21 protein-coding genes are annotated in these 25,083 nt (G+C 60.4%); 15 read left to right on the top strand and 6 right to left on the bottom strand.

The features are described from left to right. Window positions 1-156: 156 nt before the first annotated feature. The 6 genes from KHP07_RS13140 (at window position 157) to prpD (ending at window position 8,714) form a co-directional block, all read left to right on the top strand. The gene (locus KHP07_RS13140) at window positions 157-867 is read left to right on the top strand and encodes a GntR family transcriptional regulator (protein WP_214497309.1); all 711 of its coding nucleotides are present in this window, start codon (window positions 157-159) and stop codon (window positions 865-867) included. Beyond that, complete coding sequence (gene prpB / locus KHP07_RS13135) at window positions 867-1,760, top strand: methylisocitrate lyase (protein ID WP_078049760.1); 894 nt, start codon at window positions 867-869, stop codon at window positions 1,758-1,760. Before KHP07_RS13140 ends, prpB begins: the two co-directional genes overlap by 1 nt. Before the next feature lie 150 nt (window positions 1,761-1,910). Beyond that, window positions 1,911-3,038 (top strand): bifunctional 2-methylcitrate synthase/citrate synthase, encoded by a 1,128-nt coding sequence (prpC, locus tag KHP07_RS13130; RefSeq protein ID WP_078049759.1) that lies wholly within the window; start codon window positions 1,911-1,913, stop codon window positions 3,036-3,038. A gap of 197 nt (window positions 3,039-3,235) precedes the next feature. Beyond that, a complete protein-coding gene (gene acnD / locus KHP07_RS13125; RefSeq protein ID WP_214497308.1) occupies window positions 3,236-5,830 on the top strand; it encodes a Fe/S-dependent 2-methylisocitrate dehydratase AcnD in 2,595 nt (864 codons plus the stop codon). 9 nt (window positions 5,831-5,839) lie between these two features. Then, on the top strand, window positions 5,840-7,030 hold the full coding sequence (prpF, locus tag KHP07_RS13120) for a 2-methylaconitate cis-trans isomerase PrpF (protein WP_099493612.1): 1,191 nt from the start codon (window positions 5,840-5,842) through the stop codon (window positions 7,028-7,030). Between the two features lie 199 nt (window positions 7,031-7,229). Beyond that, a complete protein-coding gene (prpD, locus tag KHP07_RS13115; protein WP_078049756.1) occupies window positions 7,230-8,714 on the top strand; it encodes a 2-methylcitrate dehydratase in 1,485 nt (494 codons plus the stop codon). Between the two features lie 114 nt (window positions 8,715-8,828). Here the strand turns inward: prpD and KHP07_RS13110 are convergent, their stop codons facing one another. The 5 genes from KHP07_RS13110 to KHP07_RS13090 are packed head-to-tail and all read right to left on the bottom strand — an operon-like array spanning window position 8,829 to window position 14,302. After that, window positions 8,829-9,557: an alanyl-tRNA editing protein gene (locus tag KHP07_RS13110; protein ID WP_078049755.1), complete on the bottom strand. Its 729-nt coding sequence runs from the start codon at window positions 9,555-9,557 to the stop codon at window positions 8,829-8,831. Between the two features lie 2 nt (window positions 9,558-9,559). After that, window positions 9,560-10,552, bottom strand: a complete 993-nt coding sequence (locus KHP07_RS13105; RefSeq protein ID WP_078049754.1) for a serine O-acetyltransferase — start codon at window positions 10,550-10,552, stop codon at window positions 9,560-9,562. A gap of 37 nt (window positions 10,553-10,589) precedes the next feature. Beyond that, a complete protein-coding gene (locus KHP07_RS13100; RefSeq protein WP_078050985.1) occupies window positions 10,590-11,504 on the bottom strand; it encodes a PLP-dependent cysteine synthase family protein in 915 nt (304 codons plus the stop codon). A gap of 15 nt (window positions 11,505-11,519) precedes the next feature. Continuing rightward, window positions 11,520-13,382 (bottom strand): molybdopterin-synthase adenylyltransferase MoeB, encoded by a 1,863-nt coding sequence (gene moeB / locus KHP07_RS13095; protein WP_214497307.1) that lies wholly within the window; start codon window positions 13,380-13,382, stop codon window positions 11,520-11,522. A 26-nt stretch (window positions 13,383-13,408) separates the two neighbouring features. Continuing rightward, entirely contained in the window at window positions 13,409-14,302 is an 894-nt protein-coding gene (locus KHP07_RS13090) for a DMT family transporter (RefSeq protein ID WP_164673174.1), read from the bottom strand. A 160-nt stretch (window positions 14,303-14,462) separates the two neighbouring features. On the opposite strand from KHP07_RS13090, the gene KHP07_RS13085 reads away from it, so the two are divergent. Beyond that, window positions 14,463-15,887, top strand: coding sequence for an aminotransferase-like domain-containing protein (locus KHP07_RS13085; protein ID WP_078049751.1), 1,425 nt, complete (start codon window positions 14,463-14,465; stop codon window positions 15,885-15,887). A 75-nt stretch (window positions 15,888-15,962) separates the two neighbouring features. Here the strand turns inward: KHP07_RS13085 and ppsR are convergent, their stop codons facing one another. After that, window positions 15,963-16,781: a posphoenolpyruvate synthetase regulatory kinase/phosphorylase PpsR gene (gene ppsR / locus KHP07_RS13080; protein ID WP_003193298.1), complete on the bottom strand. Its 819-nt coding sequence runs from the start codon at window positions 16,779-16,781 to the stop codon at window positions 15,963-15,965. A gap of 178 nt (window positions 16,782-16,959) precedes the next feature. On the opposite strand from ppsR, the gene ppsA reads away from it, so the two are divergent. The 8 genes from ppsA to KHP07_RS13040 all read left to right on the top strand — a co-directional run bounded on the left by ppsA (window position 16,960) and on the right by KHP07_RS13040 (window position 25,056). Next, window positions 16,960-19,335, top strand: a complete 2,376-nt coding sequence (gene ppsA, locus KHP07_RS13075; RefSeq protein ID WP_078049750.1) for a phosphoenolpyruvate synthase — start codon at window positions 16,960-16,962, stop codon at window positions 19,333-19,335. A 106-nt stretch (window positions 19,336-19,441) separates the two neighbouring features. Continuing rightward, window positions 19,442-20,431: an alpha/beta fold hydrolase gene (locus tag KHP07_RS13070; protein ID WP_099493609.1), complete on the top strand. Its 990-nt coding sequence runs from the start codon at window positions 19,442-19,444 to the stop codon at window positions 20,429-20,431. A 188-nt stretch (window positions 20,432-20,619) separates the two neighbouring features. Then, window positions 20,620-21,111: a ribonuclease E activity regulator RraA gene (gene rraA / locus KHP07_RS13065; protein ID WP_010208490.1), complete on the top strand. Its 492-nt coding sequence runs from the start codon at window positions 20,620-20,622 to the stop codon at window positions 21,109-21,111. Between the two features lie 24 nt (window positions 21,112-21,135). Further along, window positions 21,136-22,131 (top strand): divalent cation transporter CmaX, encoded by a 996-nt coding sequence (gene cmaX, locus KHP07_RS13060; protein WP_078049748.1) that lies wholly within the window; start codon window positions 21,136-21,138, stop codon window positions 22,129-22,131. Window positions 22,132-22,217: 86 nt separating this feature from the next. Beyond that, window positions 22,218-22,463, top strand: a complete 246-nt coding sequence (locus KHP07_RS13055; protein WP_025854229.1) for a hypothetical protein — start codon at window positions 22,218-22,220, stop codon at window positions 22,461-22,463. 2 nt (window positions 22,464-22,465) lie between these two features. Further along, window positions 22,466-23,290 carry a mechanosensitive ion channel family protein gene (locus KHP07_RS13050; protein ID WP_003175519.1) on the top strand — a complete coding sequence of 275 codons (825 nt, stop codon included), beginning with the start codon at window positions 22,466-22,468 and terminating at the stop codon, window positions 23,288-23,290. An 87-nt stretch (window positions 23,291-23,377) separates the two neighbouring features. Continuing rightward, a complete protein-coding gene (sigX, locus tag KHP07_RS13045) occupies window positions 23,378-23,968 on the top strand; it encodes an RNA polymerase sigma factor SigX (RefSeq protein ID WP_010208495.1) in 591 nt (196 codons plus the stop codon). 107 nt (window positions 23,969-24,075) lie between these two features. Then, on the top strand, window positions 24,076-25,056 hold the full coding sequence (locus tag KHP07_RS13040) for an OmpA family protein (RefSeq protein ID WP_010208496.1): 981 nt from the start codon (window positions 24,076-24,078) through the stop codon (window positions 25,054-25,056). The last annotated feature ends 27 nt before the right edge of the window (window positions 25,057-25,083 follow it).

Genomic DNA, 25,083 nt, shown 5'->3' with positions numbered 1-25,083 from the left:
ATGATGCTTTTTTGGCGCCAGCGCTGGCAGCCGGCCATGCCCCGATAGGGTGCAACAGCGGTTATTAGACGATTGTCGACAATGTGGATTTATTCTTTGACTATCCTGGGCTGATTGGCTAGTTTTTGCGGCATTGCTTTTAAAGGTGTCGACAATATGCTGGATCAGCTGGAAACCCCAGTGATGGCGCAAGACGATTCGCAGACGATGTCCGAGAACGTCTTCCGGCGTATCCAGGCCGCCATCGTCAAGGGTGAGATCGCCCCCGGCAGCAAGATCTCCGAGCCGGAACTGGCGCGCACCTACGGCATCAGCCGCGGCCCATTGCGCGAGGCGATCCACCGCCTGGAAGGCCAGCGCCTGCTGGTGCGCGTGCCGCATGTCGGCGCGCGTGTGGTGTCCTTGACCCATGCCGAGCTGATCGAACTCTATGAAATCCGCGAATCCCTCGAAGGCATGGCGTGCCGCCTGGCAGCCGAGCGCATGACGGACGCGGAGATCGAAGAGCTGCGCCAGGTGCTGCACACCCACGAACGCGACGAAGCCTTCCAGGCCGGCGTCGGCTATTACCAGCAGGAAGGCGACTTCGATTTTCATTACCGGATAATTCAAGGCGCCGGTAATCGCACCCTCACTCAAATGCTCTGCGGCGAGCTGTACCAATTGGTGCGCATGTACCGCATCCAGTTTTCCGCCACCCCCAATCGTCCACGCCAGGCCTTTGCCGAGCACCACCGCATTCTTGACGCGATTGCCGATCGCGACGGTGAACTGGCCGAGCTGTTGATGCGCCGGCATATCGGCGCGTCCAAACGCAACATTGCCCGTCACTTCCCGGACGGTGCTGCCCAATCACGAGGTGAATGATGACTTCCAATAACAAGAGCACCCCAGGCCAGCGTTTCCGTGACGCCGTCGCCAGTGAACACCCCTTGCAGGTGGTGGGCGCAATCAACGCCAACCATGCGCTGCTGGCCAAGCGCGCTGGGTTCAAGGCGATCTACCTGTCAGGCGGCGGTGTAGCGGCCGGTTCCCTTGGCGTGCCGGACCTGGGCATCACCGGCCTGGATGACGTGCTGACCGACGTGCGCCGCATCACCGACGTCTGCGACCTGCCGCTGCTGGTGGACGTCGACACCGGCTTCGGTTCCTCGGCGTTCAACGTGGCGCGCACCGTCAAGTCGATGATCAAGTTCGGCGCGGCCGCGATCCATATCGAAGACCAGGTCGGCGCCAAGCGCTGCGGTCACCGCCCGAACAAGGAAATCGTGTCCCAACAGGAAATGGTCGACCGCATCAAGGCTGCCGTGGACGCGCGCACCGATGACAGCTTCGTGATCATGGCGCGTACCGATGCCCTGGCCGTCGAAGGCCTGGAATCTGCCCTTGAACGTGCAGCTGCCTGCATCGAGGCCGGCGCCGACATGGTGTTCCCGGAAGCCATCACCGAGTTGGACATGTACAAGCTGTTCGCCTCCCGTGTGAAAGCGCCGATCCTGGCCAACATCACCGAGTTCGGCGCCACGCCGCTGTACACCACCGAACAGTTGAAATCTGCTGATGTTTCCATCGTGCTGTACCCGCTCTCGGCCTTCCGCGCCATGAACAAGGCGGCCGAAAATGTCTACACCGCGATCCGTCGCGACGGTACCCAACAGAACGTGATCGACACCATGCAGACCCGCATGGAGCTTTACGATCGCATCGACTACCACACCTTCGAGCAGAAGCTCGACGCGCTGTTTGCCGCCAAGAAATAAATGCCTGACGAACAACTGTAGGTGCCGGCTGGCCGGCGATTGCGCCTTCGAACCTGGCGCCAGCCTCAAGGGCCGATCGCCGGCAAGCCGGCTCCTACAGGGCCGCGATTAACCAAGGCCTCCTTATAAATACAAGATTGGAGAAGAGAAATGGCTGAAGCAAAAGTATTGAGTGGCGCCGGCCTGCGTGGCCAGGTGGCCGGGCAGACTGCACTGTCCACCGTGGGCCAGGCCGGTGCTGGCCTGACCTATCGCGGCTACGACGTGCGCGAACTCGCCGCCGATGCGCAATTTGAAGAAGTCGCGTACTTGCTGCTGTACGGCGAACTGCCGAGCAAAGCCGAGCTGGCGGCCTACAGCGCCAAGCTGAGCAAGTTGCGCGACCTGCCGCAAGCGCTGAAAGAAGTGCTGGAACGCATTCCCGCCGACGCCCACCCGATGGACGTGATGCGCACCGGTTGCTCGTTCCTGGGCAATATCGAGCCAGAAAAAGACTTCAGCGTGCAGCGCGATATCACCGACCGCCTGCTCGCCGCCTTCCCGGCGATCATGTGCTACTGGTACCGCTTCAGCCACGACGGCAAACGCATCGACTGCGTGACCGATGAGCCGACCATCGGCGGCCACTTCCTGCACCTGCTGCATGGCAAGCAACCGAGCGAGCTGCACGTCAAGGTGATGAACGTGTCGTTGATCCTTTACGCCGAGCACGAATTCAACGCCTCGACCTTCACTGCACGGGTGTGTGCCTCGACCCTGTCCGACCTGTATTCCTGCGTCACCGCCGCCATCGGCTCCCTGCGTGGCCCGCTGCACGGTGGTGCCAACGAAGCGGCGATGGAGATGATCGAGCGCTTCTCGTCCGCGGAAGAAGCGGTGGAAGGCACCCTCGGTATGCTGGCGCGCAAGGACAAGATCATGGGCTTTGGCCACGCGATCTACAAAGACAACGACCCGCGTAATGAAGTGATCAAGGGCTGGTCGAAAAAACTCGCTGACGAAGTAGGTGACAAGGTGTTGTTCCCGGTCTCCGAGGCCATCGACAAAACCATGTGGGAGCAGAAGAAGCTGTTCCCTAACGCCGACTTCTACCATGCCTCGGCGTACCACTTCATGGGCATCCCGACCAAGCTGTTCACGCCGATTTTCGTGTGCTCGCGCCTGACGGGCTGGGCTGCCCACGTGTTCGAGCAGCGCGCCAACAACCGCATCATCCGTCCAAGCGCCGAATACACCGGCGTAGAGCAGCGCAAGTTCGTGCCAATCGAACGTCGCTGAATGGAGAAACCGCTGAACCCGGGGTGAAACCGGATCAAAAATGTGGGAGCGGGCTTGCTCGCGAAAGCGGTGTGTCATTCAACACACATGGCGACTGTTAAACCGCCTTCGCGAGCAAGCCCGCTCCCACCTTTTGATCGCATTCTCTCCCAGGATCCGTGGGCTCCTTTTGCAACCACCGTGACCGAGTCCTGACGATGAACACTGAATTCCGCAAACCGCTCCCCGGCAGCCGCCTGGATTACTTCGACGCCCGTGCGGCCGTTGAAGCAATCACCCCCGGCGCCTACGCCACCTTGCCCTACACCTCCCGCGTGCTTGCGGAAAACCTGGTGCGTCGCTGTGACCCGGCCACCCTCAACGCGTCCCTGAGCCAGTTGATCGAGCGCAAGCGCGACCTCGACTTCCCCTGGTTCCCGGCGCGTGTGGTGTGCCATGACATTCTCGGCCAGACCGCGCTGGTCGACCTCGCCGGCCTGCGCGATGCCATCGCCCAGCAAGGCGGCGACCCGGCCCAGGTCAACCCGGTGGTGCCGACCCAACTGATCGTCGACCACTCCCTGGCCGTCGAAGCCGGTGGTTTTGACCCGGACGCGTTCGAGAAGAACCGCGCCATTGAAGACCGTCGCAACGAAGACCGTTTTCACTTTATCGAGTGGACCAAAAAAGCCTTCAAGAACGTCGATGTGATTCCGCCTGGCAACGGCATCATGCACCAGATCAACCTGGAGAAAATGTCCCCGGTGATCCAGGTGCGCGACGGCGTGGCCTTCCCGGACACCTGCGTCGGTACCGACAGTCACACCCCCCATGTAGATGCCTTGGGCGTGATCGCGATCGGCGTCGGCGGCCTCGAAGCCGAGAGCGTGATGCTCGGCCGCGCGTCGTGGATGCGCCTGCCGGAAAGCGTCGGCGTGGAACTCACCGGCAAGCTGCTGCCGGGTATCACCGCCACCGACATGGTGCTGGCGCTGACCGAGTTCCTGCGTAAACAGAAAGTGGTCGGCGCCTGGCTGGAGTTCTTCGGCGAAGGTGCTTCGGCACTGACCCTGGGCGACCGCGCGACCATCTCCAACATGGCCCCGGAATACGGCGCCACCGCGGCGATGTTCTACATCGACCAGCAGACCATCGCCTACCTGAAACTCACAGGTCGTGAAGACGAACAAGTCACCCTGGTGGAGCAATACGCTCGCCACACCGGCTTGTGGGCCGATGACCTCAAGGGCGCGCGATACGAGCGTGGTCTCACCTTCGACCTGTCCAGCGTCGTGCGCAACATGGCCGGCCCGAGCAACCCGCACGCCCGCGTGGCCACCAGTGACCTGGCCGCCAAAGGCATCTCCGGCCAGTGGGATGACGTGCCGGGGCAAATGCCCGACGGCGCGGTGATCATCGCGGCCATCACCAGTTGCACCAACACCAGCAACCCGCGCAACGTGATTGCCGCAGGCCTGCTGGCGCGCAATGCCAACAAGCTGGGGCTGACCCGCAAGCCATGGGTCAAATCGTCCCTCGCCCCCGGTTCGAAAACCGTGGCCATGTACCTCGAAGACGCGGGCCTGGGCCACGAGTTGGAGAAGCTCGGTTTTGGCGTGGTGGCCTTCGCCTGCACCACCTGCAATGGCATGTCCGGAGCGCTGGACCCGGTAATCCAGCAGGAAATCATCGACCGCGACCTGTACGCCACCGCTGTGCTCTCGGGCAACCGCAACTTTGACGGGCGCATTCACCCGTACGCCAAGCAAGCCTTCCTCGCGTCGCCGCCGCTGGTGGTGGCGTATGCGATTGCCGGTACCATCCGTTTCGACATCGAGAAAGACGTGCTCGGCCTCGATGCCAACGGCAAGGAAATCCGCCTGCAGGACATCTGGCCGAGCGACGAAGAGATCGACGCAGTGGTCAAGGCATCGGTGAAACCTGAGCAGTTCCGCGCGGTGTATATCCCGATGTTCGCCATCCACGAAGACACCGGCCCGAAAGTCGCGCCGCTGTACGACTGGCGTCCGCAAAGTACCTATATCCGCCGTCCACCCTACTGGGAAGGCGCGCTGGCCGGCGCGCGTCCGCTCAAGGGCATGCGCCCGTTGGCGGTGCTGCCGGACAACATCACCACCGATCACCTTTCGCCGTCCAACGCGATCATGCTCGACAGCGCCGCCGGCGAATACCTGGCGAAAATGGGCCTGCCGGAAGTGGACTTCAACTCGTACGCAACGCATCGCGGCGACCATCTGACTGCGCAGCGCGCGACCTTCGCCAACCCTAAACTGTTCAACGAAATGGTGGTTGAAAACGGCAAGGTCAAGCAGGGTTCCCTGGCGCGTATCGAGCCCGAAGGCCAGGTCACGCGGATGTGGGAAGCCATCGAGACCTACATGGAACGCAAGCAGCCGCTGATCATCATCGCCGGCGCCGACTACGGCCAGGGTTCGTCCCGCGACTGGGCGGCCAAGGGCGTGCGCCTGGCCGGTGTGGAAGCGATTGCCGCTGAAGGTTTCGAGCGCATCCACCGCACCAACCTGGTGGGCATGGGCGTGTTGCCGCTGGAGTTCCTGCCGGGCACCGACCGCAACACCCTGAAGATCGATGGCAGCGAGACTTACGACGTGGTCGGTGCACGCACCCCGCGTGCGCAGTTGACGCTGGTGATCAATCGCAAGAATGGCGAACGTGTCGAAGTGCCGGTGACCTGCCGCCTGGACACCGCCGAAGAAGTGTCGATCTACGAGGCGGGCGGCGTGTTGCAACGTTTTGCCCAGGACTTCCTGGAATCGGCGGCGACGGCCTGAGAGGTAACCATGGCACACGCAGCGCAAATCAAGATCCCCGCCACCTACATGCGTGGCGGCACCAGCAAGGGCGTATTTTTCAGCCTCAAGGACCTGCCCGCATCGGCGCAGGTGCCGGGTGCCGCGCGCGACGCCTTGCTGTTGCGGGTGATCGGCAGTCCCGATCCCTACGACAAGCAAATCGACGGCATGGGTGGCGCTACGTCGAGCACCAGCAAAACCGTGATCCTGGCTAAAAGTACCCGCGCCGATCACGACGTGGACTACCTGTTTGGCCAGGTCTCCATCGACAAACCGTTTGTGGACTGGAGCGGCAACTGCGGCAACCTGTCGGCCGCGGTTGGCTCCTTCGCCATCAGCGCAGGCCTGGTCGACCCGGCCCGTGTGCCCCATAACGGCGTGGCCGTGGTGCGAGTGTGGCAGGCCAATATCGGCAAGACCATCATCGCCCATGTGCCAATCACTGACGGTGCGGTGCAGGAAACCGGCGACTTCGAACTCGACGGCGTGACCTTCCCGGCCGCCGAAGTGCAGTTGGAATTCATGGACCCGGCGGCAGAAGAAGAGGGCGGTGGCGGTTCGATGTTCCCCACCGGCAACCTGGTCGACGACCTGGAAGTTCCCGGCGTCGGCACCTTCAAGGCCACGCTGATCAATGCCGGCATCCCGACGATTTTCATCAACGCCGAAGACCTCGGCTACACCGGCACCGAGCTGCAAGGCGCGATCAACAGCGACCCCAAGGCCCTGGCGATGTTCGAAACCGTGCGGGCCCACGGCGCCTTGCGCATGGGCCTGATCAAGCACCTGGACGAAGCCGCCCAGCGCCAGCACACGCCGAAAGTGGCATTCGTGGCCAAGCCTGCGGATTACGTGGCGTCCAGTGGCAAGGCGATCAAGGCGGGTGATGTGGACCTCCTGGTGCGGGCGCTGTCCATGGGCAAGCTGCACCACGCGATGATGGGCACGGCGGCGGTGGCGATTGGCACGGCGGCGGCGATTTCCGGGACGTTGGTCAACCTCGCAGCCGGTGGCGTCGAGCGTAACGCAGTGCGCTTCGGGCATCCGTCCGGCACGTTGCGCGTGGGCGCTGAAGCCACTCAGGTGAACGGCGAATGGGTGGTGAAGAAAGCCATCATGAGCCGCAGCGCGCGTGTGCTGATGGAAGGCTTCGTGCGCGTCCCCGGTGACGCCTTCTAAGGTTCAATACTGGACCCATGTGGGAGCGGGCTTGCTCGCGAATGCGGTGGAACAGTGACATTTCAGTGCCTGACACACCGCCTTCGCGAGCAAGCCCGCTCCCACAGGAGATATCTATTCCAAGGCAGGCATCCAAGATCTGCTTTTTGACAACCGTGAGCCCGAGGACTGATCCCAACCCTCTTCTTGGAGTACTGCCATGAGCGCCAACGTCGACCAGAACAACCGTCCCGACTATGACCAGGTCCTGCAGGACATCGCCGACTATGTCCTCACTTACCGGATCGATTCCCAGGACGCACTGGACACCGCCCGCAACTGCCTGATGGACACCTTGGGCTGCGGCCTGCTGGCCCTGCGTTTCCCCGAATGCACCAAGCACCTGGGGCCGATCGTCGAGGGCACGGTGGTGCCGTTTGGCGCGCGGGTGCCGGGCACGTCGTTCCGGTTGGATCCGGTCAAGGCCGCGTGGGACATCGGCTGCATCGTGCGGTGGCTCGATTACAACGACACCTGGCTCGCCGCCGAATGGGGCCATCCCTCGGATAACCTCGGCGGCATCCTCGCCGTGGCCGATCACCTGTCGCAAAAGCGCGTGGCCAATGGCGACGCACCGTTGACCATGCGCGCAGTGCTGGAAGCGATGATCATGGCCCACGAAATCCAAGGCGTGATTGCCCTGGAAAACTCCTTCAACCGCGTGGGCCTTGACCATGTGCTGTTGGTGAAAGTCGCCTCCACGGCGGTCACCGCCAAGCTGATGGGCGCCAATCGTGAGCAACTGTTGGCAGCCTTGTCCCATGCATTTGTGGACGGGCAGGCGCTGCGCACTTATCGCCATGCGCCGAATGCCGGCTCGCGCAAATCCTGGGCCGCGGGCGATGCCTCCAGTCGGGGCGTACGCCTGGCGGATATCGCGCTGCGCGGCGAGATGGGCATTCCCGGCGTATTGAGCGCGCCGCAATGGGGGTTCTACGATGTGTTGTTCAGCCACACCAACAAGGACCTGGCGCTCAAGCCGCAGGACAAGCGCGCGTTCAGCCTGTCCCAGGCCTACGGCACCTATGTGATGGAAAACGTGCTGTTCAAGATCAGCTTCCCCGCCGAGTTTCACGCACAAACTGCTTGCGAAGCGGCGGTGACGTTGCACCCGTTGGTGAAAGATCGCCTGCATGCAATCGAGCGCATCGTGATCACCACCCATGAATCGGCGATTCGCATCATCTCCAAGGTCGGCCAACTGGCCAACGCCGCCGACCGCGACCATTGCCTGCAATACATGACGGCGGTGCCGCTGGCGTTCGGCAACCTGGTGGCCGAGCAGTACGAGGATGAATTCCACGCCGCGCATCCGATCATCGATGAACTGCGGGACAAGATGGTCATCGTCGAAGACCCGCGCTACAGCCGTGAATACCTGGAGGCCGACAAGCGCTCCATTGCCAACGCGGTTCAGGTGTTCTTCAAGGATGGCACGCATACCGAACAGGTGGCGGTGGAATACCCGATCGGCCATCGCCGCCGCCGGGTGGACGGCATTCCATTGCTCGAAGACAAGTTCAAGGCCAACCTGGCGACGCGGTTCACCGGACAGCGCAGTGCCGAGATTTTTGCGCTGTGCAAGGACCAGGCACGGCTTGAGGCCACCCCAGTCAATCGGTTTGTGGACCTGTTCGTGATCTAAGCCGTTACAGGGTCAATGTGGGAGCTGGCTTGCCTGCGATAGCATCACGTCGGTTTGCCTGAGGCACCGAGTTGCCTGCATCGCAGGCAAGCCAGCTCCCACATTGAATCGTGTTCACTCAAACCGCAGGATCACCCTGCGGTTGTGCTTGCTCTTCTTCTCGATCTTCTCGCAGAACACCCGTCCGATTTCTTCGGTGTTGATCACATGGGTGCCCCCGCATGGCTGGATATCAATGCCGGCAATTTCAATCACCCGTACCGAGCCCTGTATCACCGGCGGCGCCACCGCCTGGGTGCGGGTTATCTGCAGCAGGGTGGAATACTCGGTGGCCGGCATCGACAGGGTTTTCACCGGGTGGGCCTGCTCGATCAGCGCATTGAGGTCGCGAGTGATGCTGTCTTTGTCGAGGGTCATTTCCGGCAAGTCGAAATCCAGGCGGCCCTTGTCTGCACTGATGCTACATCCCGTCACCGGTGCGTCGATGATCGAGCACAGCAGGTGCAGGCAGGTGTGCATCTTCATGTGCTGGTAGCGCCGGTCCCAATCGAGACCGGCGTCCACCTGCACGCCGGCAGTCAACTGCGGTGGGCAGTGGTCCACCTGGTGCCAGATGATGGAACGTAACACCGGGTCTCGCACCGTGCCTGTCACTTCGATGCGCGTACCGTCGGCCAGGGTGAGGTGACCGGTGTCTCCCGGCTGTCCGCCGCCAGTGGGGTAGAACAGCGTGTGTTCCAGGGCAATACCCTGTTCGCTGACCGCAATCACCCGCGCGCTGAAGGCGTTCTGGTAGGGCGCGCTGTCGAACAGCGCCAGGGTTTCCATGGTATGCACGGACATGTTCAACCTCCGACAATCAGTGGGCTGGCTTGCAACAGGGAACGCACCATCGCACTCAAGCCAGGGGGGGAAAGCAATGTGATTTCAAACTCCGGGCCGCACACCTTCAGGTTCAGTGGCAGGCGCGGCAGGTGGTCGCCCGACTCGACACGGTGCAGGCGAAATTGCAGGTGGTGACGTTCCTTCACGGTGGGCTCCAGCATCAGCCCGGGCAGGGGGTAGAAGTCGGCATCCAGTACCGTGACCTTGTGGCTGGTATTGACCTCGCCGACCACGTGCAGACGCTCATCCAATGCGAAGGCGCCGAGGTAGTTACTGTGGTCCGACTCGTCATTTTTTTGCAGCTGGATCTGGTTCACCACCTTCACTTTGGTGCCGGCGGGTACATCCTGGGTGATCACGCAGGATGGGCTGATGAACACGTTGTCGCCGATCAACACATAGCCCAGCACGCGGGCACCGGAACCGACCTCGACGTTATTGCCCAGGCGCGGGTGACGCTTGCCGTCAGGGTTGTTGGCGATGCCACGGGCGCCCAGGGTTACGCCGCAGAGGATGTAGCAGTCGTTGCCGATCTCGCAGGTTTCGCCGATCACCGTGCCGTAGCCGTGGTCCAGCACGAAGCGCCGACCGATACGCGCCGCCGGGTGGATCTCGGCCCCTGAAAGCACCTTGCCCTGGTTGCTCAGCTTGAGGGCGATGCGCGAGAACGTCCCGTTGGTCTGGTCGGGGAAGTTCCACACCAGATGCGCCAGCCGGTAATACAACACCGCCTTGAATGAGGCGTAGGAGTCCAGGATCAGCTCGCCGCGCCCGCGCGATGCCGGGTCGCGATAGGCGTAGGCGATCAGGTCCTCGGCCACCGCTTGTGCGGCATTCTGGATCAGCGGCGCCAGGTGCGGCTCCAACTGCTTCATCTGCACAGGTGTGAGGGTCTTGATGAGGTGAGTGAGCAACTCATCGTGCAATTGTTGCATGTCGATAAAGCCACCCATGAAGGCACCCCCGTAATGTGGTTGGTTGGAAAACCGCTTATTCGAAACTGGGCAGGTAGCTGTCGGCATTGTCGTAGACCATGGTCAACACCACCGTTTCGGGCGGTAGTTCCGGGGCGAGCTGGGCGATGGCCACCATGTTGGCGGCGGACGACAAGCCCAGGCTGATGGCGTCGGTGCGCATGATGCGTTTCATCATGTCGATGCAATCCTGGCGCGAGACCTTGAGCATGCCGTCGATCACATCCAGGTTGAGGATGCTCGGGATCAAACCGATCGACAGGCCCTGGATATGATGGGGCGCGTGCTGGTCTTTCAGCAGGTCGCATTCTTCCGGTTCCACGCCCATGACGCGCAGGCCAGGCCAGGCCGCTTTCAGGGTCTCGCCGATGCCGGTGATATGCCCGCCGGTGCCGATGCCGCTGACGAAGTAATCCACCCTGCGATCACCGAAGGCACGCAGGATTTCCGGGGCGGTGGTATCGCGGTGGGTCTGCGGATTGGCGCCATTGCGCTGCTGGTTGAGCATCACGTAGCTGGGGTTTTCCAGCTGCAGCTCCATGCACTTTTCACCGTGGGAGTTGTTGCCCAGTCGGCTGTCCGACAGCACCACCCTGGCACCGTACAGGCGCAGCAGTTTCTGTTTTTCGGGGCTGTAGTTGTCGGGGATCACCAGCACCACCTTGTAGCCCAACACATTGCCCGCCATCACCAAGCCGATGCCGGTGTTGCCGCCGCTGGGCTCGATGATGGTTTGCCCGGAATCACGGATCAGCACGCCCCGGCGCTCGGCGTCGAGGATCATGCCCAAGGCGATGCGCGCCTTGTGGCTGCCGCCCGGGTTGAGGGATTCGAGCTTGGCGTAGACCTCGATGCCGAGGTCTTCGGAGAACTGCGCCAGGCGCACGATCGGCGTTTGGCCGATCACCTCGAGAATGGAGTTATGCAACATCATTCAATCCTCGGCTCAATACAAAGGCATGTCGGGTTCGACGTCGCGTACCCAATGCTTCATGCCGCCTTGCAGGACTTTGGTGTTGGCGAACCCGGCCGCCAGCAAGGTACTGGCGGCTTGCTCGGCGCGGGTGCCGGCATAGCAGATCAGGTAATGGGTGTTGTCCCGGCTGAGGCTGTCGAGGTGGCCGTCCAGTTCGGCCAGGGGGATATGCACCACGCCCGGCAATTTGCACACTTCCAGTTCGCTGGCATCGCGCACATCCAGCAGCACATCGGCGCTGCTGTGGTGTTCCAGAACCTGCTTGAGCACCCGGGGCTTGATGTAGCGCTCTTCGGCCAGGGACGGTTGGGTGGGCACGGCATCTGCGCACATGGCGGGCGCCAGGGTCTCGTTGTGGCGCGCTTCGGAGCAGCAGGGGCAATCGGCGCGGCGCTTGAAGCGGATCTCGCTGAACTTCATCGCCAGTGCATCGAAGCGCATCAAGCGGCCTGACAGCGGTTCGCCGATGCCAATCAGCAACTTGATTGCCTCGGTGGCCTGGATCATCCCGACCACACCGGGCAGCACGCCGATCACGCCACCGGCGCTGCAATTGGGCGCCAGCTCGGCGGGCGGCGCGCTCGGAAACAGGCAGCGGTAGCACGGCCCGCCTTGATAGTTGAGCACGCTGATCTGCCCGTCGAAGCGGTAGATGGCGCCGTACACCAAGGGCTTGCCGAGTTGCACGCAAGCATCGTTGACCAGGTAGCGAGTGTCGAAGTTGTCGGTGCCGTCGATCACCAGGTCGTAGGCGCCTACCAGTTCCAGGGCGTTGTCGGCATTCAACGCGGTGTCGTGGGCGTTGATCTGGATATGGCGGTTGAGGTCTTGCAGGCGCTGCTTGGCGGATTCGACTTTGGGCATGCCGAGGGTGCTGTTGCCGTGGACGATCTGGCGTTGCAGGTTGCTGCTTTCCACCACATCAAAGTCCACCAGCCCCAGGGTGCCGATACCGGCGGCGGCCAGGTACAGGCTGATCGGCGAGCCGAGGCCACCGGTGCCGATGATCAGCACCTTGGCTTTCTTGAGGTTCAATTGGCCTTCGCGACCGACGCCGGGCAGGGTGATGTGGCGTACGTAGCGCTGTACCTCTTCGTTGCTCAGTGTGTCGACATCCATGCCGCCGGAGGTGGCGAGCAATACTTCGATTCTGGCTTTTTGCGGCAAGGGTTCGTCGGCGTCGATCAGCGCTTCCTCGGCGGTAAACAGGAAGTGTTCCTTGAGCTGGTTGTTCTTCTCGTGGAACAGGTGCGGGCGCAATTGCGGGTGGCTGCTGCAGAGGTTTTCAATGACTTCGCGCAATGTCGATCCGGTGCCCTCAAGGGTCGATTCCGGCAGCTTGGCCACGCGAACCAGAATGTCGGGGAAAGAGACAGCGTTCATGGACAACTCCGTGTGCAGGTCGTTGAAAGGGTTAAGGGCGAAATGCTTGCCATCCCAGGCAAACAGCTTGGAGCCCAGGGCCTGGCCCTGGCGAACGTCTACCACCAGGTAGCTGACGGGGTAGATCGGCTCGCCCATGAACAGCGCCTTGTCCTGGTCTTCGTCGCTGAAATAGGCACCGACATCCGGGTGGGAGTGGTAGATCACCACCACCGGGTTGTCGCTGCGAAACGCCTTGTTCATCAGCAGGGTGTCGGCCACCGAGAACGTGTAGCCGTTGGCCGCGCTGCGCGGGTACATCTCGGGGTTCTTGCGGTGCAGTTCATTCTGGATATTGCTGCCCAGGTACACGCTGCCGTCTGCGAAGATAAAACCGCAGCATTCCTCGGGGTAGCTGCGGCTGGCGTGGGCGTAGATCTGTTCCAGGGCGGAGGGGCGGAGGACGTCCATGTGGCTCTCGCGTTGTTGTAAAGAGGTCAATTTTTCTTGGCCAGGAGTTTTTCAACCGGCAACTTGGTGATCGCAAAGCCGGCCAGCAGGATGGCCGAGTACAGCATCAGGTCGCGGGAAATCGATACGCCTTCGTACCAGGCGCCAATGATCACCGCGAACACCGGGAAGATGATGAACACGAATGACAGGATGATCGGGCTCAAGCGCTTGAGCAGCATGAAGTACACGATGAACCCGCCCACTGAGGCCACCAGCCCCAGGTAGAACAGTGCGCCCCAGGAGCGCAGGGTGATGGCGTCGAAGGTTGGCGCTTCAAACCACAGCCCGGCGACGAACAGCATCAGCCCGGCAATGCCGATGGGCAGGGTGTTGTAGGTGATCACACTGATGGCGCTGCCTTTCTGCTTGGTAATGACATAGCACAAGGCATGCATGATCGCGGCGGTCAGAATCGCCAGCACCCCGAAGAACTCGGCGTGGTCCAGGTGCAGGCCCTGGCTCCTGATGATCATGTAGAGGCTGCCGAAGCCGATACCGATGCCAACCACTTGGGAAAAGTAGATGCGTTCGCGCAGGAACAGCGCGGAGAAAATCAGGATGAATACCGGCATACAGCTGAACAGCAGCGCGGTCAGGCCGGACGAGACATGCATCTCGCCATAGTTGAGCAGGTAGTAGGGCACGCTGAAGTAGGAGAGGGTGACGAACACGAAGAACCAGCGGCTCTCGCGGGGAAACAGGATCGGCTCGCGGCGCACCATGGCAAAACACAGGAACAGCGGGAAGGCGATGAGGAAGCGCAGGCCGGCGGACGTCAATGGCGGCACGCTCTCCACGGCAATCTTGATCCCCAGCCACGTGGTGCCCCAACTCAGGCACACGATCAGGAACATCACACTGGTGATCAGCCCGGCCAGCCACTGTTTTTGGGTTTTTGTCTTAGCGGTATTTTCGAGAACGGCGGACATTGGCATCGTTTATTGCTTCCCTGAGCCGGAATTGAACTCTATATTGAGCTTGTAATGAGTTGTAAAATTCGGCGATTGAACCCGTAAAAGCACACTATTAGGGCGAAAGATGGCTGTCAAAACAAATATTGACATGGTGTCAATTATGCGTGAGGGGTTGTCCAACGGGCAGGGCGTGAAGTACAAGCGCCTGTCCGATGTCATGGAACGGGGCATCCTCGAAGGCTTGATTGAACCGGGAAGAAAACTGCCGCCTCATCGGGTGCTTTCCGACAACCTGGGTGTGACGATTGGCACCATCAGTCGAGCCTACGGCGAACTGGAACGCCTGGGGTTGGTTGTGGCGCGGGTCGGTGACGGCACTTTCGTGCGCAAGCGTGGGATGGAGCGCCAGCGCGATGAAGGGTTTCGCAACTTCAGCGAAGAGCCGCGCCAGTACTTCGACATGAGCCGAAACATGCACATCCCGGGGCAGGAAACAGTATTTCTGGCCCAGAGCTTCCAAACCCTGTCGACCAACGCCAAGTTCCTCCAGGACATCAGTGCCTACACTCCGGACGCCGGTCTGCCGCGCTACCGTGAAGCGGGCGCGCAATGGCTGGTGCAGCGCGATTTTCATCCGATTCCCGAGCAGGTCATTTGCGTCAATGGCGGCCAGCATGGCTTGCTGTGCGCGATGATGGCGCTGTTACGGGCGGGCGATACGGTGGTCACTGAGCAACTGACTTACCCTGGCCTGATAACGGCCGCGCGCATGTTGGGCATCCGCCTGATCGGCCTGGAGATGGACGAGGAGGGCGTGCTGCCGAGCGCGCTGGACGAAGTCTGTCGTAATCACCGAATTTCAGCGCTGTACTGCACGCCGACCATCCAGAACCCCACTACCGCCGTGCTCTCGGTGGCGCGTCGCGAAGCACTGGCCAAAGTGTGTCGCGAACACAACCTGCTGATTCTTGAGGATGAAGCCCACGGTGTATTGGTGGAAGACCGGCCGCCGCCCCTCAGCCATTTCGCCCCTGAGCGTACGATTCTGATCAGCAGCCTGAGCAAGGCGGTGTCCGCCGGGCTGCGCGTGGGCTATGTGCATGCGCCGCCGGCGTTGGTCAGCCGTATTTCGGCGGCCCTGCGTTCGACCTGCTGGATGGCCACGCCCGTCACCCTTGAGCTGGCCACCCAGTGGATCGAAAACGGCACGGCGGAATACCTGCTGCGCCAGCAGATCAATGAGATCAGTCGACGCAAGGCCCTGGTGCGCGACCTGCTGACAGGGTTGGAGTACCGCACCCATCTCAATAGTCCGCATTTCTGGATTGAAGTGCCGGAGCCGTGGCGTGCGTCGGAAATCGAGGCGGAGCTCAAGCAGAATAATTACCTGATCGCCACTGCTGAAGCCTTTGCCGTGGGGCAGACGGCAGTGCCGCAGTTTATTCGGGCGAGCATCTGCAACACCTCGGGGGATGATCAGTTGTTGCGGGCGGGGTTTGATGCGCTGGCGACGGCGTTGGGGCAGGGGGGAGGGAGGTTTCAGTTGTAGGCCTTGATCCTTGTGGTGAGCGGGCTTGCCCCGCGCGAGGCAAGCTCGCTCACCACAAAGTAATAGGCGACAACATTATTTGAAGCGTCGCTCCACGCCTTTCTCCACCAGAATCTTCGCCGAAATCTCTTCCACCGAAAAATGCGTGGAATTGATGTGCGCAATATTCTCGCGACGGAACAGATTTTCTACCTCACGCACTTCGAACTCGCACTGGGCATAGCTCGAATAGCGGCTGTTGGGCTTGCGCTCATTGCGGATCGCCGTCAGCCGGTCCGGATCGATGGTCAGGCCGAACAACTTGTGCGAATGCGCGCGCAGGGCGGCCGGGAGCGTCAGGTGCTCCATGTCGTCCTCGGTCAACGGGTAGTTGGCGGCGCGGATACCGAATTGCATGGCCATGTACAGACAGGTGGGCGTTTTGCCGCAGCGCGACACGCCGACCAGGATCAAGTCGGCCTTGTCGTAGTAGTGGGTGCGGGCGCCGTCGTCGTTGTCGAGGGCAAAGTTCACCGCCTCGATACGCTCCATATAATTGGAGTTGTGCCCAATGGAATGGGACTTTCCGACCGAATAAGACGAGTGTTCACTCAACTCCTGCTCCAGCGGCGCCAGGAAGGTCGAGAAAATGTCGATCATGAAACCATTCGACGTTGCGAGAATCTCACGGATGTCTTGATTGACGATGGTGTCGAAAATGATCGGTCGAAAACCGTCTTTTTCAGCCGCCAGATTGATTTGTTGTACCATGGCCCGCGCTTTATCCACGCTGTCGATATAGGGCCGCGTGAATTTGGCGAAGGTAATGTTTTCGAACTGCGCGAGCAGGCTTTGACCCAGTGTTTCGGCTGTGATGCCGGTGCCGTCGGAGATAAAGAAAGCAGATCGTTTCATTTGAGCCCTGGGCCTTAAGCTGATGGCGAATCTTGGATATGATAGGCGCGATTTTGCCGTCCCGCAGTGGGCCGCATTCTCACTTATTTTCCAGGTCCAGGCCACAAGCGCTGGCGAACGCTCCTACTGAGCAGCCGGCGTCCTGAGCTTTTCCAACACAGAAAGTGGAGAGATCACCTTGGTAGAGTACGTAGTTTCCCTCGATAAGCTCGGCGTCCATGATGTAGAGCACGTGGGGGGCAAGAACGCATCCCTCGGCGAGATGATCAGTAATCTTGCAGGCGCTGGTGTGTCGGTGCCCGGTGGTTTCGCCACCACGGCCCAGGCTTACCGCGATTTCCTCGAACTGAGCGGCCTCAACGCTCAGATCCACGCCGCGCTGGACGCCCTGGACGTCGATGACGTCAATGCCCTGGCCAAGACCGGTGCCCAGATCCGCCAATGGATCATGGAGGCCGAGTTCCCCGAGAAGCTCAACGAAGAAATCCGTACCGCCTTCGCCACCCTGTCGGCCGGCAATCCGGACATGGCCGTTGCCGTGCGCTCTTCGGCCACTGCCGAAGACTTGCCGGATGCCTCCTTCGCCGGCCAGCAAGAAACCTTCCTGAACATCCGCGGCGTGGAAAACGTGATCCGCGCGGCCAAGGAAGTGTTTGCCTCGCTGTTTAACGACCGTGCGATTTCCTACCGTGTGCACCAGGGTTTTGACCACAAGCTGGTGGCCCTGTCTGCCGGCGTGCAGCGCATGGTGCGTTCGGAAACCGGCACCGCCGGCGTGATGTTCACCCTCGATACCGAATCGGGCTTCCGTGACGTGGTGTTTATCACCGGCGCCTACGGCCTGGGTGAAACCGTCGTACAAGGTGCGGTCAACCCCGACGAATTCTACGTGCACAAGCACACCCTTGAAGCCGGTCGCCCGGCCATTTTGCGCCGCAACCTGGGCAGCAAGGCTATCAAGATGATCTACGGCGACGAGGCCAAGGCCGGTCGCTCGGTTAAAACCGTTGAAGTCGACAAGGCCGAGCGCGCGCGTTTCTGCCTGACCGACGCCGAAGTCAGCGAGTTGGCCAAGCAAGCGATGATCATCGAAAAGCACTACAAGTGCCCGATGGACATCGAATGGGCCAAGGACGGTGACGACGGCAAGCTCTACATCGTGCAGGCGCGTCCGGAAACCGTGAAGAGCCGCACTTCGGCCAACGTCATGGAACGCTACCTGCTCAAAGAAACCGGTACGGTGTTGGTGGAAGGCCGTGCCATTGGCCAGCGCATCGGCGCAGGCAAGGTGCGGATCATCAAGGACGTGTCCGAGATGGACAAAGTCCAGCCAGGCGACGTTCTGGTCTCCGACATGACCGACCCGGACTGGGAACCGGTGATGAAACGCGCCAGCGCCATCGTCACCAACCGTGGCGGGCGTACCTGCCACGCGGCGATCATCGCCCGTGAACTGGGCATCCCTGCAGTCGTGGGCTGCGGCAACGCGACCCAGCTGTTGAAAGACGGCCAAGGCGTCACTGTTTCCTGCGCCGAAGGCGACACCGGCTTCATCTTTGAAGGCGAGCTGGGCTTCGACATCAAGCAAAACTCCATCGATGCCATGCCGGACCTGCCGTTCAAGATCATGATGAACGTCGGCAACCCGGACCGTGCCTTCGACTTCGCGCAGTTGCCGAATGCCGGTGTGGGCCTGGCCCGCCTGGAGTTCATCATCAACCGCATGATCGGCGTGCACCCCAAGGCCCTGTTGAACTACGACGGCCTGCCGCTGGACATCAAGGAAAGCGTCGACAAGCGTATCGCCGGCTACAACGACCCGGTGGGCTTCTACGTCGAGAAGCTGGTGGAAGGCATCAGCACCCTGGCGGCGGCGTTCTACCCGAAAAAGGTCATCGTGCGCCTGTCGGACTTCAAGTCCAACGAATACGCCAACCTGATCGGCGGCAAGCTCTACGAGCCGGAAGAAGAAAACCCGATGCTGGGCTTCCGTGGCGCCTCGCGTTACATCAGCGAAGCGTTCCGTGACTGCTTTGAGCTTGAATGCCGCGCCCTCAAGCGCGTGCGCAACGAGATGGGCCTGACCAACGTCGAGATCATGGTGCCGTTCGTGCGCACCCTGGGCGAGGCAAGCCAAGTGGTCGACCTGCTGGCTGAAAACGGCCTGTCCCGTGGCGACAACGGCCTGCGCGTCATCATGATGTGCGAACTGCCGTCCAACGCCATCCTCGCGGAAGAGTTCCTGGAATTCTTCGACGGTTTCTCCATCGGCTCCAACGACCTGACCCAGCTCACCCTGGGCCTGGACCGCGACTCCGGGATCATCGCGCACCTGTTCGACGAGCGTAACCCAGCGGTCAAGAAGCTGCTGGCCAACGCCATCCAGGCCTGTAACAAGGCCGGCAAGTACATCGGTATCTGCGGCCAAGGCCCTTCCGACCACCCAGACCTGGCCAAATGGCTGATGGAACAGGGCATCGAAAGCGTCTCGCTGAACCCCGATTCCGTGCTGGAAACATGGTTCTTCCTGGCGGAAGGCCAAGCGTCCGCCTAAGATCGTGACGTCAAAAGTGCCGGTCACCTGTCGAGGGTGACCGGCATTCTTATCTGTGCAGGGCGGAACTCCTTCCGGACGCCGCCCTTTTTTGTGCAAGAGCATTATGCAAAGCAGCAGCAACCTGTTTCCCGTCGCCCTGATCAGCGCTGAACGTCGTGGCGACCTGAGTGAAGACGTGTACCGCCTCAAGCCCGGTAACAGCCCTGACGGCACCGTCGAACTGGCCGTTACCCGCTTGGGCCTGGCCGATGTCCCGGAAAACCGGGGCATACCGGTTATTTTGTTGCACGGCAGTTTTTCCAATCGGCGCTTCTGGTATTCGCCCAAAGGGATCGGCCTGGGTGCCTACCTGGCGCGCCAGGGGTTTGATGTGTGGATCCCGGAAATGCGTGGCCATGGGTTGTCCAAGCGCAATCATGACTACACCCGCAATCGCGTCGCCGACTATGCGCGCTATGACTTGCCGGCCATTGGCGCATTTGTGCGTGAGCAAAGCGCGCAGATTCCCCACTGGATCGGCCATTCCCTGGGCGGCACGAGCCTGGCTGCGGCACTGGGCGGGCAGCACCTTGGCGCGCCTGCAGTGGCGTCGGTGGCCCTGTTTGGCTGCCAGGTCAGTCGCACCCACTGGCCGTTGAAAGTACCGCCGGTGGAATGGACGGGCCGCTTGCTCCTGAAGCGCTTCGGCGAATTATCCGGCTCGCGGTTCAAGCGTGGCCCGGAAGACGAGCCTGCGGGCGTGTTGATCGAAGCCATGCGCTGGAATGGCCTGTTTGGCCGTTTTGGCGAAGGGAAAAACGACTGGTGGAAAGGCTTGGCAAGCGTTGATGTGCCGTTGTTGGCGGTCAGTGCTGCCGGCGACCATCAGGACCCCGATTGGGCGTGTCGCAAGCTGTTCGAACAGGTCGGTTCCGAGCACCGTCAATACCTGTGCCTCGGCCGCCAGCAAGGTTTTACCGAGGATTTCGGGCACGTTGAAATGCTCGTCAGCAAAGCCGCCCAGGCCGAAGTGTGGCCGCTGGTGGCGCAATGGCTGAAAGACCCGCTCACACCGCTGTTCGGCGCACAGGCCGAGGTGTTGGCCACGGTTTGAGGCAGTGCTCTGCCAAGGGCGTTTCACTCGTGTGTGGTTGCGGCTAAGATATGACGCGTTAAACGCTTCTGGTCATATTCAGTCGCGCAGTGGCTATTGCGTTGCGGCGAAGCGGATGGGATGTTTCGCACCTGCCTGGGCTGGCGCTTCTTTCGAAAGACACTTCTTTGACAGAAAGGAATTTTTCAATGAACCATTACGTGACCCCCGACCTGTGCGACGCCTACCCGGACCTGGTGCAGGTGCTCGAACCGATGTTCAGCAACTTCGGCGGCCGAGATTCCTTCGGCGGTGAGATTGTCACCATCAAATGCTTCGAAGATAACTCGCTGGTCAAGGAACAGGCCGACCAGCCTGGCGCTGGCAAGGTGCTGGTGGTCGACGGTGGGGGTTCCCTGCGCCGCGCGTTGCTGGGCGACATGATCGCCGAGAAAGCCGCGAAAAACGGCTGGGAAGGGCTGGTGATCTACGGCTGCATTCGTGATGTGGACGTCATCGCCCAGACCGACCTTGGCGTGCAGGCCTTGGCCAGTCACCCGATGAAGACCGACAAGCGTGGAATCGGCGATCTGAACGTAGTGGTCACGTTTGCAGGCGTGACGTTCCGCCCGGGTGAGTACATCTACGCCGACAATAACGGCGTGATTGTGTCGCCCAGCCCGCTGAAAATGCCTGAATAAACTGCTGTAACCGACGGGGTGAGGATGTTCGAGGAAGAAAACGCGCAATGGGGGCTGGTGCATGCCCTGGTGCTGGACGGTAAAGGCGGTGCGCGTTCGATTGCCCGGACAGAGCTCGACGACTTGCAACTGCAGCCCCAGGAAAGCCTGTGGCTGCACTGGGATCGCAGCCACCCGCAGACACAGACCTGGCTGCGCAAATCCAGCGGCTTGAGCGAATTCGCCTGTGACCTGCTGCTGGAGGAAAACACCCGCCCGCGCCTGTTGCCACTGCCTGACGCGGAATTGCTGTTGTTCCTGCGCGGCGTCAACCTCAACCCGGGGGCTGAACCGGAAGACATGGTGTCCGTGCGTATCTTCGCCGCAGCAAGCCGGGTGATTTCCCTGCGCCTGCGTCCGTTGCGCGCCACCGATGAATTGCTGGTACAGCTGGCGGATGGCAAGGGGCCGAAGACCGCCTCCGAACTCATCCTTTATATGGCTCAGTACCTGACCAATAAAGTGCAGGATCTGGTCAGTGACCTGTCTGAAATCGTCGATACAGAGGAAGAAAAACTCGATACCGACGAACGGTATACTCCGGAACATGGCAGCGTCTTGCAGATCCGTCGGCGAGCGGCCGGGCTGAAACGTTTCCTCGCCCCGCAGCGGGATATTTTTGCCCAGCTTACGCGGATCAAACTGCCGTGGTTCTGTGATGACGATGCCGACTATTGGAACGAATTGAACAACAGCCTGACCCGCTATCTGGAAGAGCTCGAATTGACTCGAGAGCGCGTGGGGCTTGTGCTTGAGGCCGAAGACCGGCGCTTGAGCGTGCGCATGAACCGCACCATGTACCGCTTCGGGATCATCACCGGGATCTTCCTGCCGATGAGTTTTCTCACCGGCCTGCTGGGTATCAATGTGGGTGGGATTCCGTTCTCTGCCAGCCCTTATGGATTCATGATTGCGTGCCTGTTGATGGTCTCGGTGGCGCTGGGACAATGGTGGCTTTTTCGACGATTGCGCTGGGTTTGAGCTGAATATGACCTGAACGTAGGAAAGGTCTTATGTGACCCCAAGAAATTTACCCTCGTCTTTTAAATCACTTGCGAGAGGTCTTTATGCACGATCCGTTCGAACAGTCTTTGCGTGACATGCTCAATGCCTCGCCGTCCAACCGCGACGACGATGCCTGCCTGGGCCGCGTGTTGAAAACCGCCAACCGCCAGGTCGGTGCGGGAGACCTGTTCGGTCTGCTCGGCCGCTGGGTACCGGCGCTGATGATGGCCCTGAACAACGGTTCGGCCCATGTATCGCCCGTTTCCCGTCGTAAACCTCTTGCTCGCACTGCTGATAAGGCTGATTGAATATGGAACTTGATCTCTGGACCCAGAGCCTGGTCACTGCGATGACCGCATTGTGGACCAAGGTGGCGAATTTCATTCCCAACCTGTTTGGTGCCCTGGTACTGGTGTTGCTGGGCTTTGTCGTGGCCAAGCTGCTCGACACCCTGCTGTCCAAATTGCTCGCAAAACTGGGCCTCGATCGCCTGATGGCAGGCACCGGCCTGACCAAGCTGCTGGGGCGTGCAGGCCTGCAAGTACCGATCTCGACATTGATCGGCAAGATCGTTTATTGGTTTGTTTTGCTGATTTTTCTGGTTTCTGCGGCTCAATCCCTTGGACTTGAGCGAGTTTCAGCTACGCTCGACATGCTGGCGCTGTATTTGCCGAAGGTTTTCGGCGGCGCGCTGGTACTGCTGGTAGGCGTTTTGCTGGCGCAACTGGCCAATGGGCTGGTACGCGGCGCCGCCGAAGGCGTGGGGCTGGACTATGCTGCCGGCCTGGGACGAATTGCCCAGGGCCTGGTGATCATCATTAGTATTTCGGTCGCGATCAGCCAGTTGGAGGTCAAGACTGACCTGCTCAACCATGTGATTGTGATCGTTTTGATTACCGTTGGTCTGGCCGTTGCGCTGGCCATGGGCTTGGGAAGCCGGGAAATTGCCGGTCAGATTCTTGCGGGAATCTACGTGCGTGAGTTGTATCAGGTTGGGCAACAGGTGCGTGTGGGCGAGGTCGAAGGGCAAATCGAGGAGATCGGTACCGTCAAGACGACGGTGCTGACCGATGACGGCGACCTGGTGTCGCTGTCCAATCGGATTCTCCTGGAGCAGCAGGTCAGTAGCCGCTAAACCGGCAAACCCTGCTAATGTACGCCGCCGCTGGCCCGGCTGACCGGGTTGTGGCGGACATTGACCTGACTGTCGGCACGACTTGTTTTGAATAAAGCCCAAACGCTGTCCACGCGCTATGACCCCCGTGAGCTCTCTGATGAGGAGTTGGTCGCGCGCTCGCACACGGAGCTGTTTCACGTAACACGCGCGTACGAAGAATTGATGCGCAGATATCAACGCACTTTGTTCAACGTTTGTTCAAGGTATTTAGGGAACGATAGAGATGCGGATGATGTCTGTCAGGAAGTGATGCTCAAGGTGCTGTACGGCCTGAAGAACTTCGAGGGCAAATCGAAGTTCAAGACGTGGCTGTACAGCATCACGTACAACGAGTGCATCACGCAGTATCGGAAGGAACGGCGAAAGCGTCGCTTGATGGACGCGTTGAGTCTTGACCCCCTTGAGGAGGCGTCTGAAGAAAAGGCGCCGGCACCCGAGGAGAAGGGCGGACTTGATCGCTGGTTGGTGTATGTGAACCCGATTGACCGGGAAATTCTGGTGCTACGATTTGTCGCAGAGCTGGAATTTCAGGAGATCGCTGACATCATGCACATGGGTTTGAGTGCTACAAAAATGCGTTACAAACGTGCTCTTGATAAATTACGTGAGAAATTTGCGGGCGAGACTGAAACTTAGTGCGTGGCAAATATCTCTTACGTGTAGGCAAGTTCTGTTAGACTTGTCGCCGAGTTGTCCCCCGGTTTGTGGGACTGCTTTACAATCACCAGATGGGGATTTAACGGATGAAACTGAAAAACACCTTGGGCTTGGCCATTGGTTCTCTTATTGCCGCTACTTCTTTCGGCGTTCTGGCACAAGGCCAAGGCGCAGTTGAAGGCGAGCTGTTCTACAAGAAGCAGTACAACGATAGCGTCAAGCACATCGAAGACGGCTTCAATCCTGGCGCTCGCATCGGTTACTTCCTGACCGACGACCTGTCCTTGAACCTGTCCTACGACAAGACCAACCACACCCGTTCGAACGACGGTACTGGTAACCAGAAGATCAAAGGCGATACCGGCAGCCTGGTTGCCCAGTATCACTTCGGTCAAGCTGGCGTAGACAGCCTGCGTCCATACGTAGAAGGCGGTTTCGGTCACCAGAGCCGTACCAACGTTCAGGCTGACGGCCACAGCGGTCGCGACCAGACTACCTTCGCTACCGTTGGTACTGGCGTGAAGTACTACTTCACCAACAACCTGTACGCTCGTGCCGGTGTTGAAGCTGACTACGGTCTGGACAACGGCAAGTGGGACTACTCCGCACTGGTCGGCCTGGGCGTGAACTTCGGCGGTAACGCTGGCGCAGTTGCTCCAGCTCCTACCCCAGCACCAGCTCCAGAGCCAACTCCAGAGCCAGAAGCTCCAGTTGCTCAGGTTGTTCGTGTTGAGCTGGACGTTAAGTTCGACTTCGACAAGTCGGTTGTTAAGCCTAACAGCTACGGCGACGTGAAAAACCTGGCCGACTTCATGGCTCAGTACCCAGCTACCAACGTAGAAGTTGCTGGTCACACTGACTCCGTCGGTCCAGACGCTTACAACCAGAAGCTGTCCCAGCGTCGTGCTGACGCTGTTAAGCAAGTCCTGGTTAAAGACGGCGTTGCTCCTAGCCGCATCACCGCAGTAGGTTACGGCGAATCCCGCCCAGTTGCTGACAACGCAACTGAAGCTGGTCGTGCTGTTAACCGTCGCGTAGAAGCGTCGGTAGAAGCTCAAGCTCAGTAATTACTGAGTGGTAGAAAAAAGCCCGGC

Source organism: Pseudomonas sp. VS40 (assembly GCF_018587885.1).
Classification (GTDB): domain Bacteria; phylum Pseudomonadota; class Gammaproteobacteria; order Pseudomonadales; family Pseudomonadaceae; genus Aquipseudomonas; species Aquipseudomonas pergaminensis.
The sequence above is the reverse complement of the archived record's forward strand: the minus strand, read 5'-3'. Positions and strand labels throughout refer to the sequence as shown.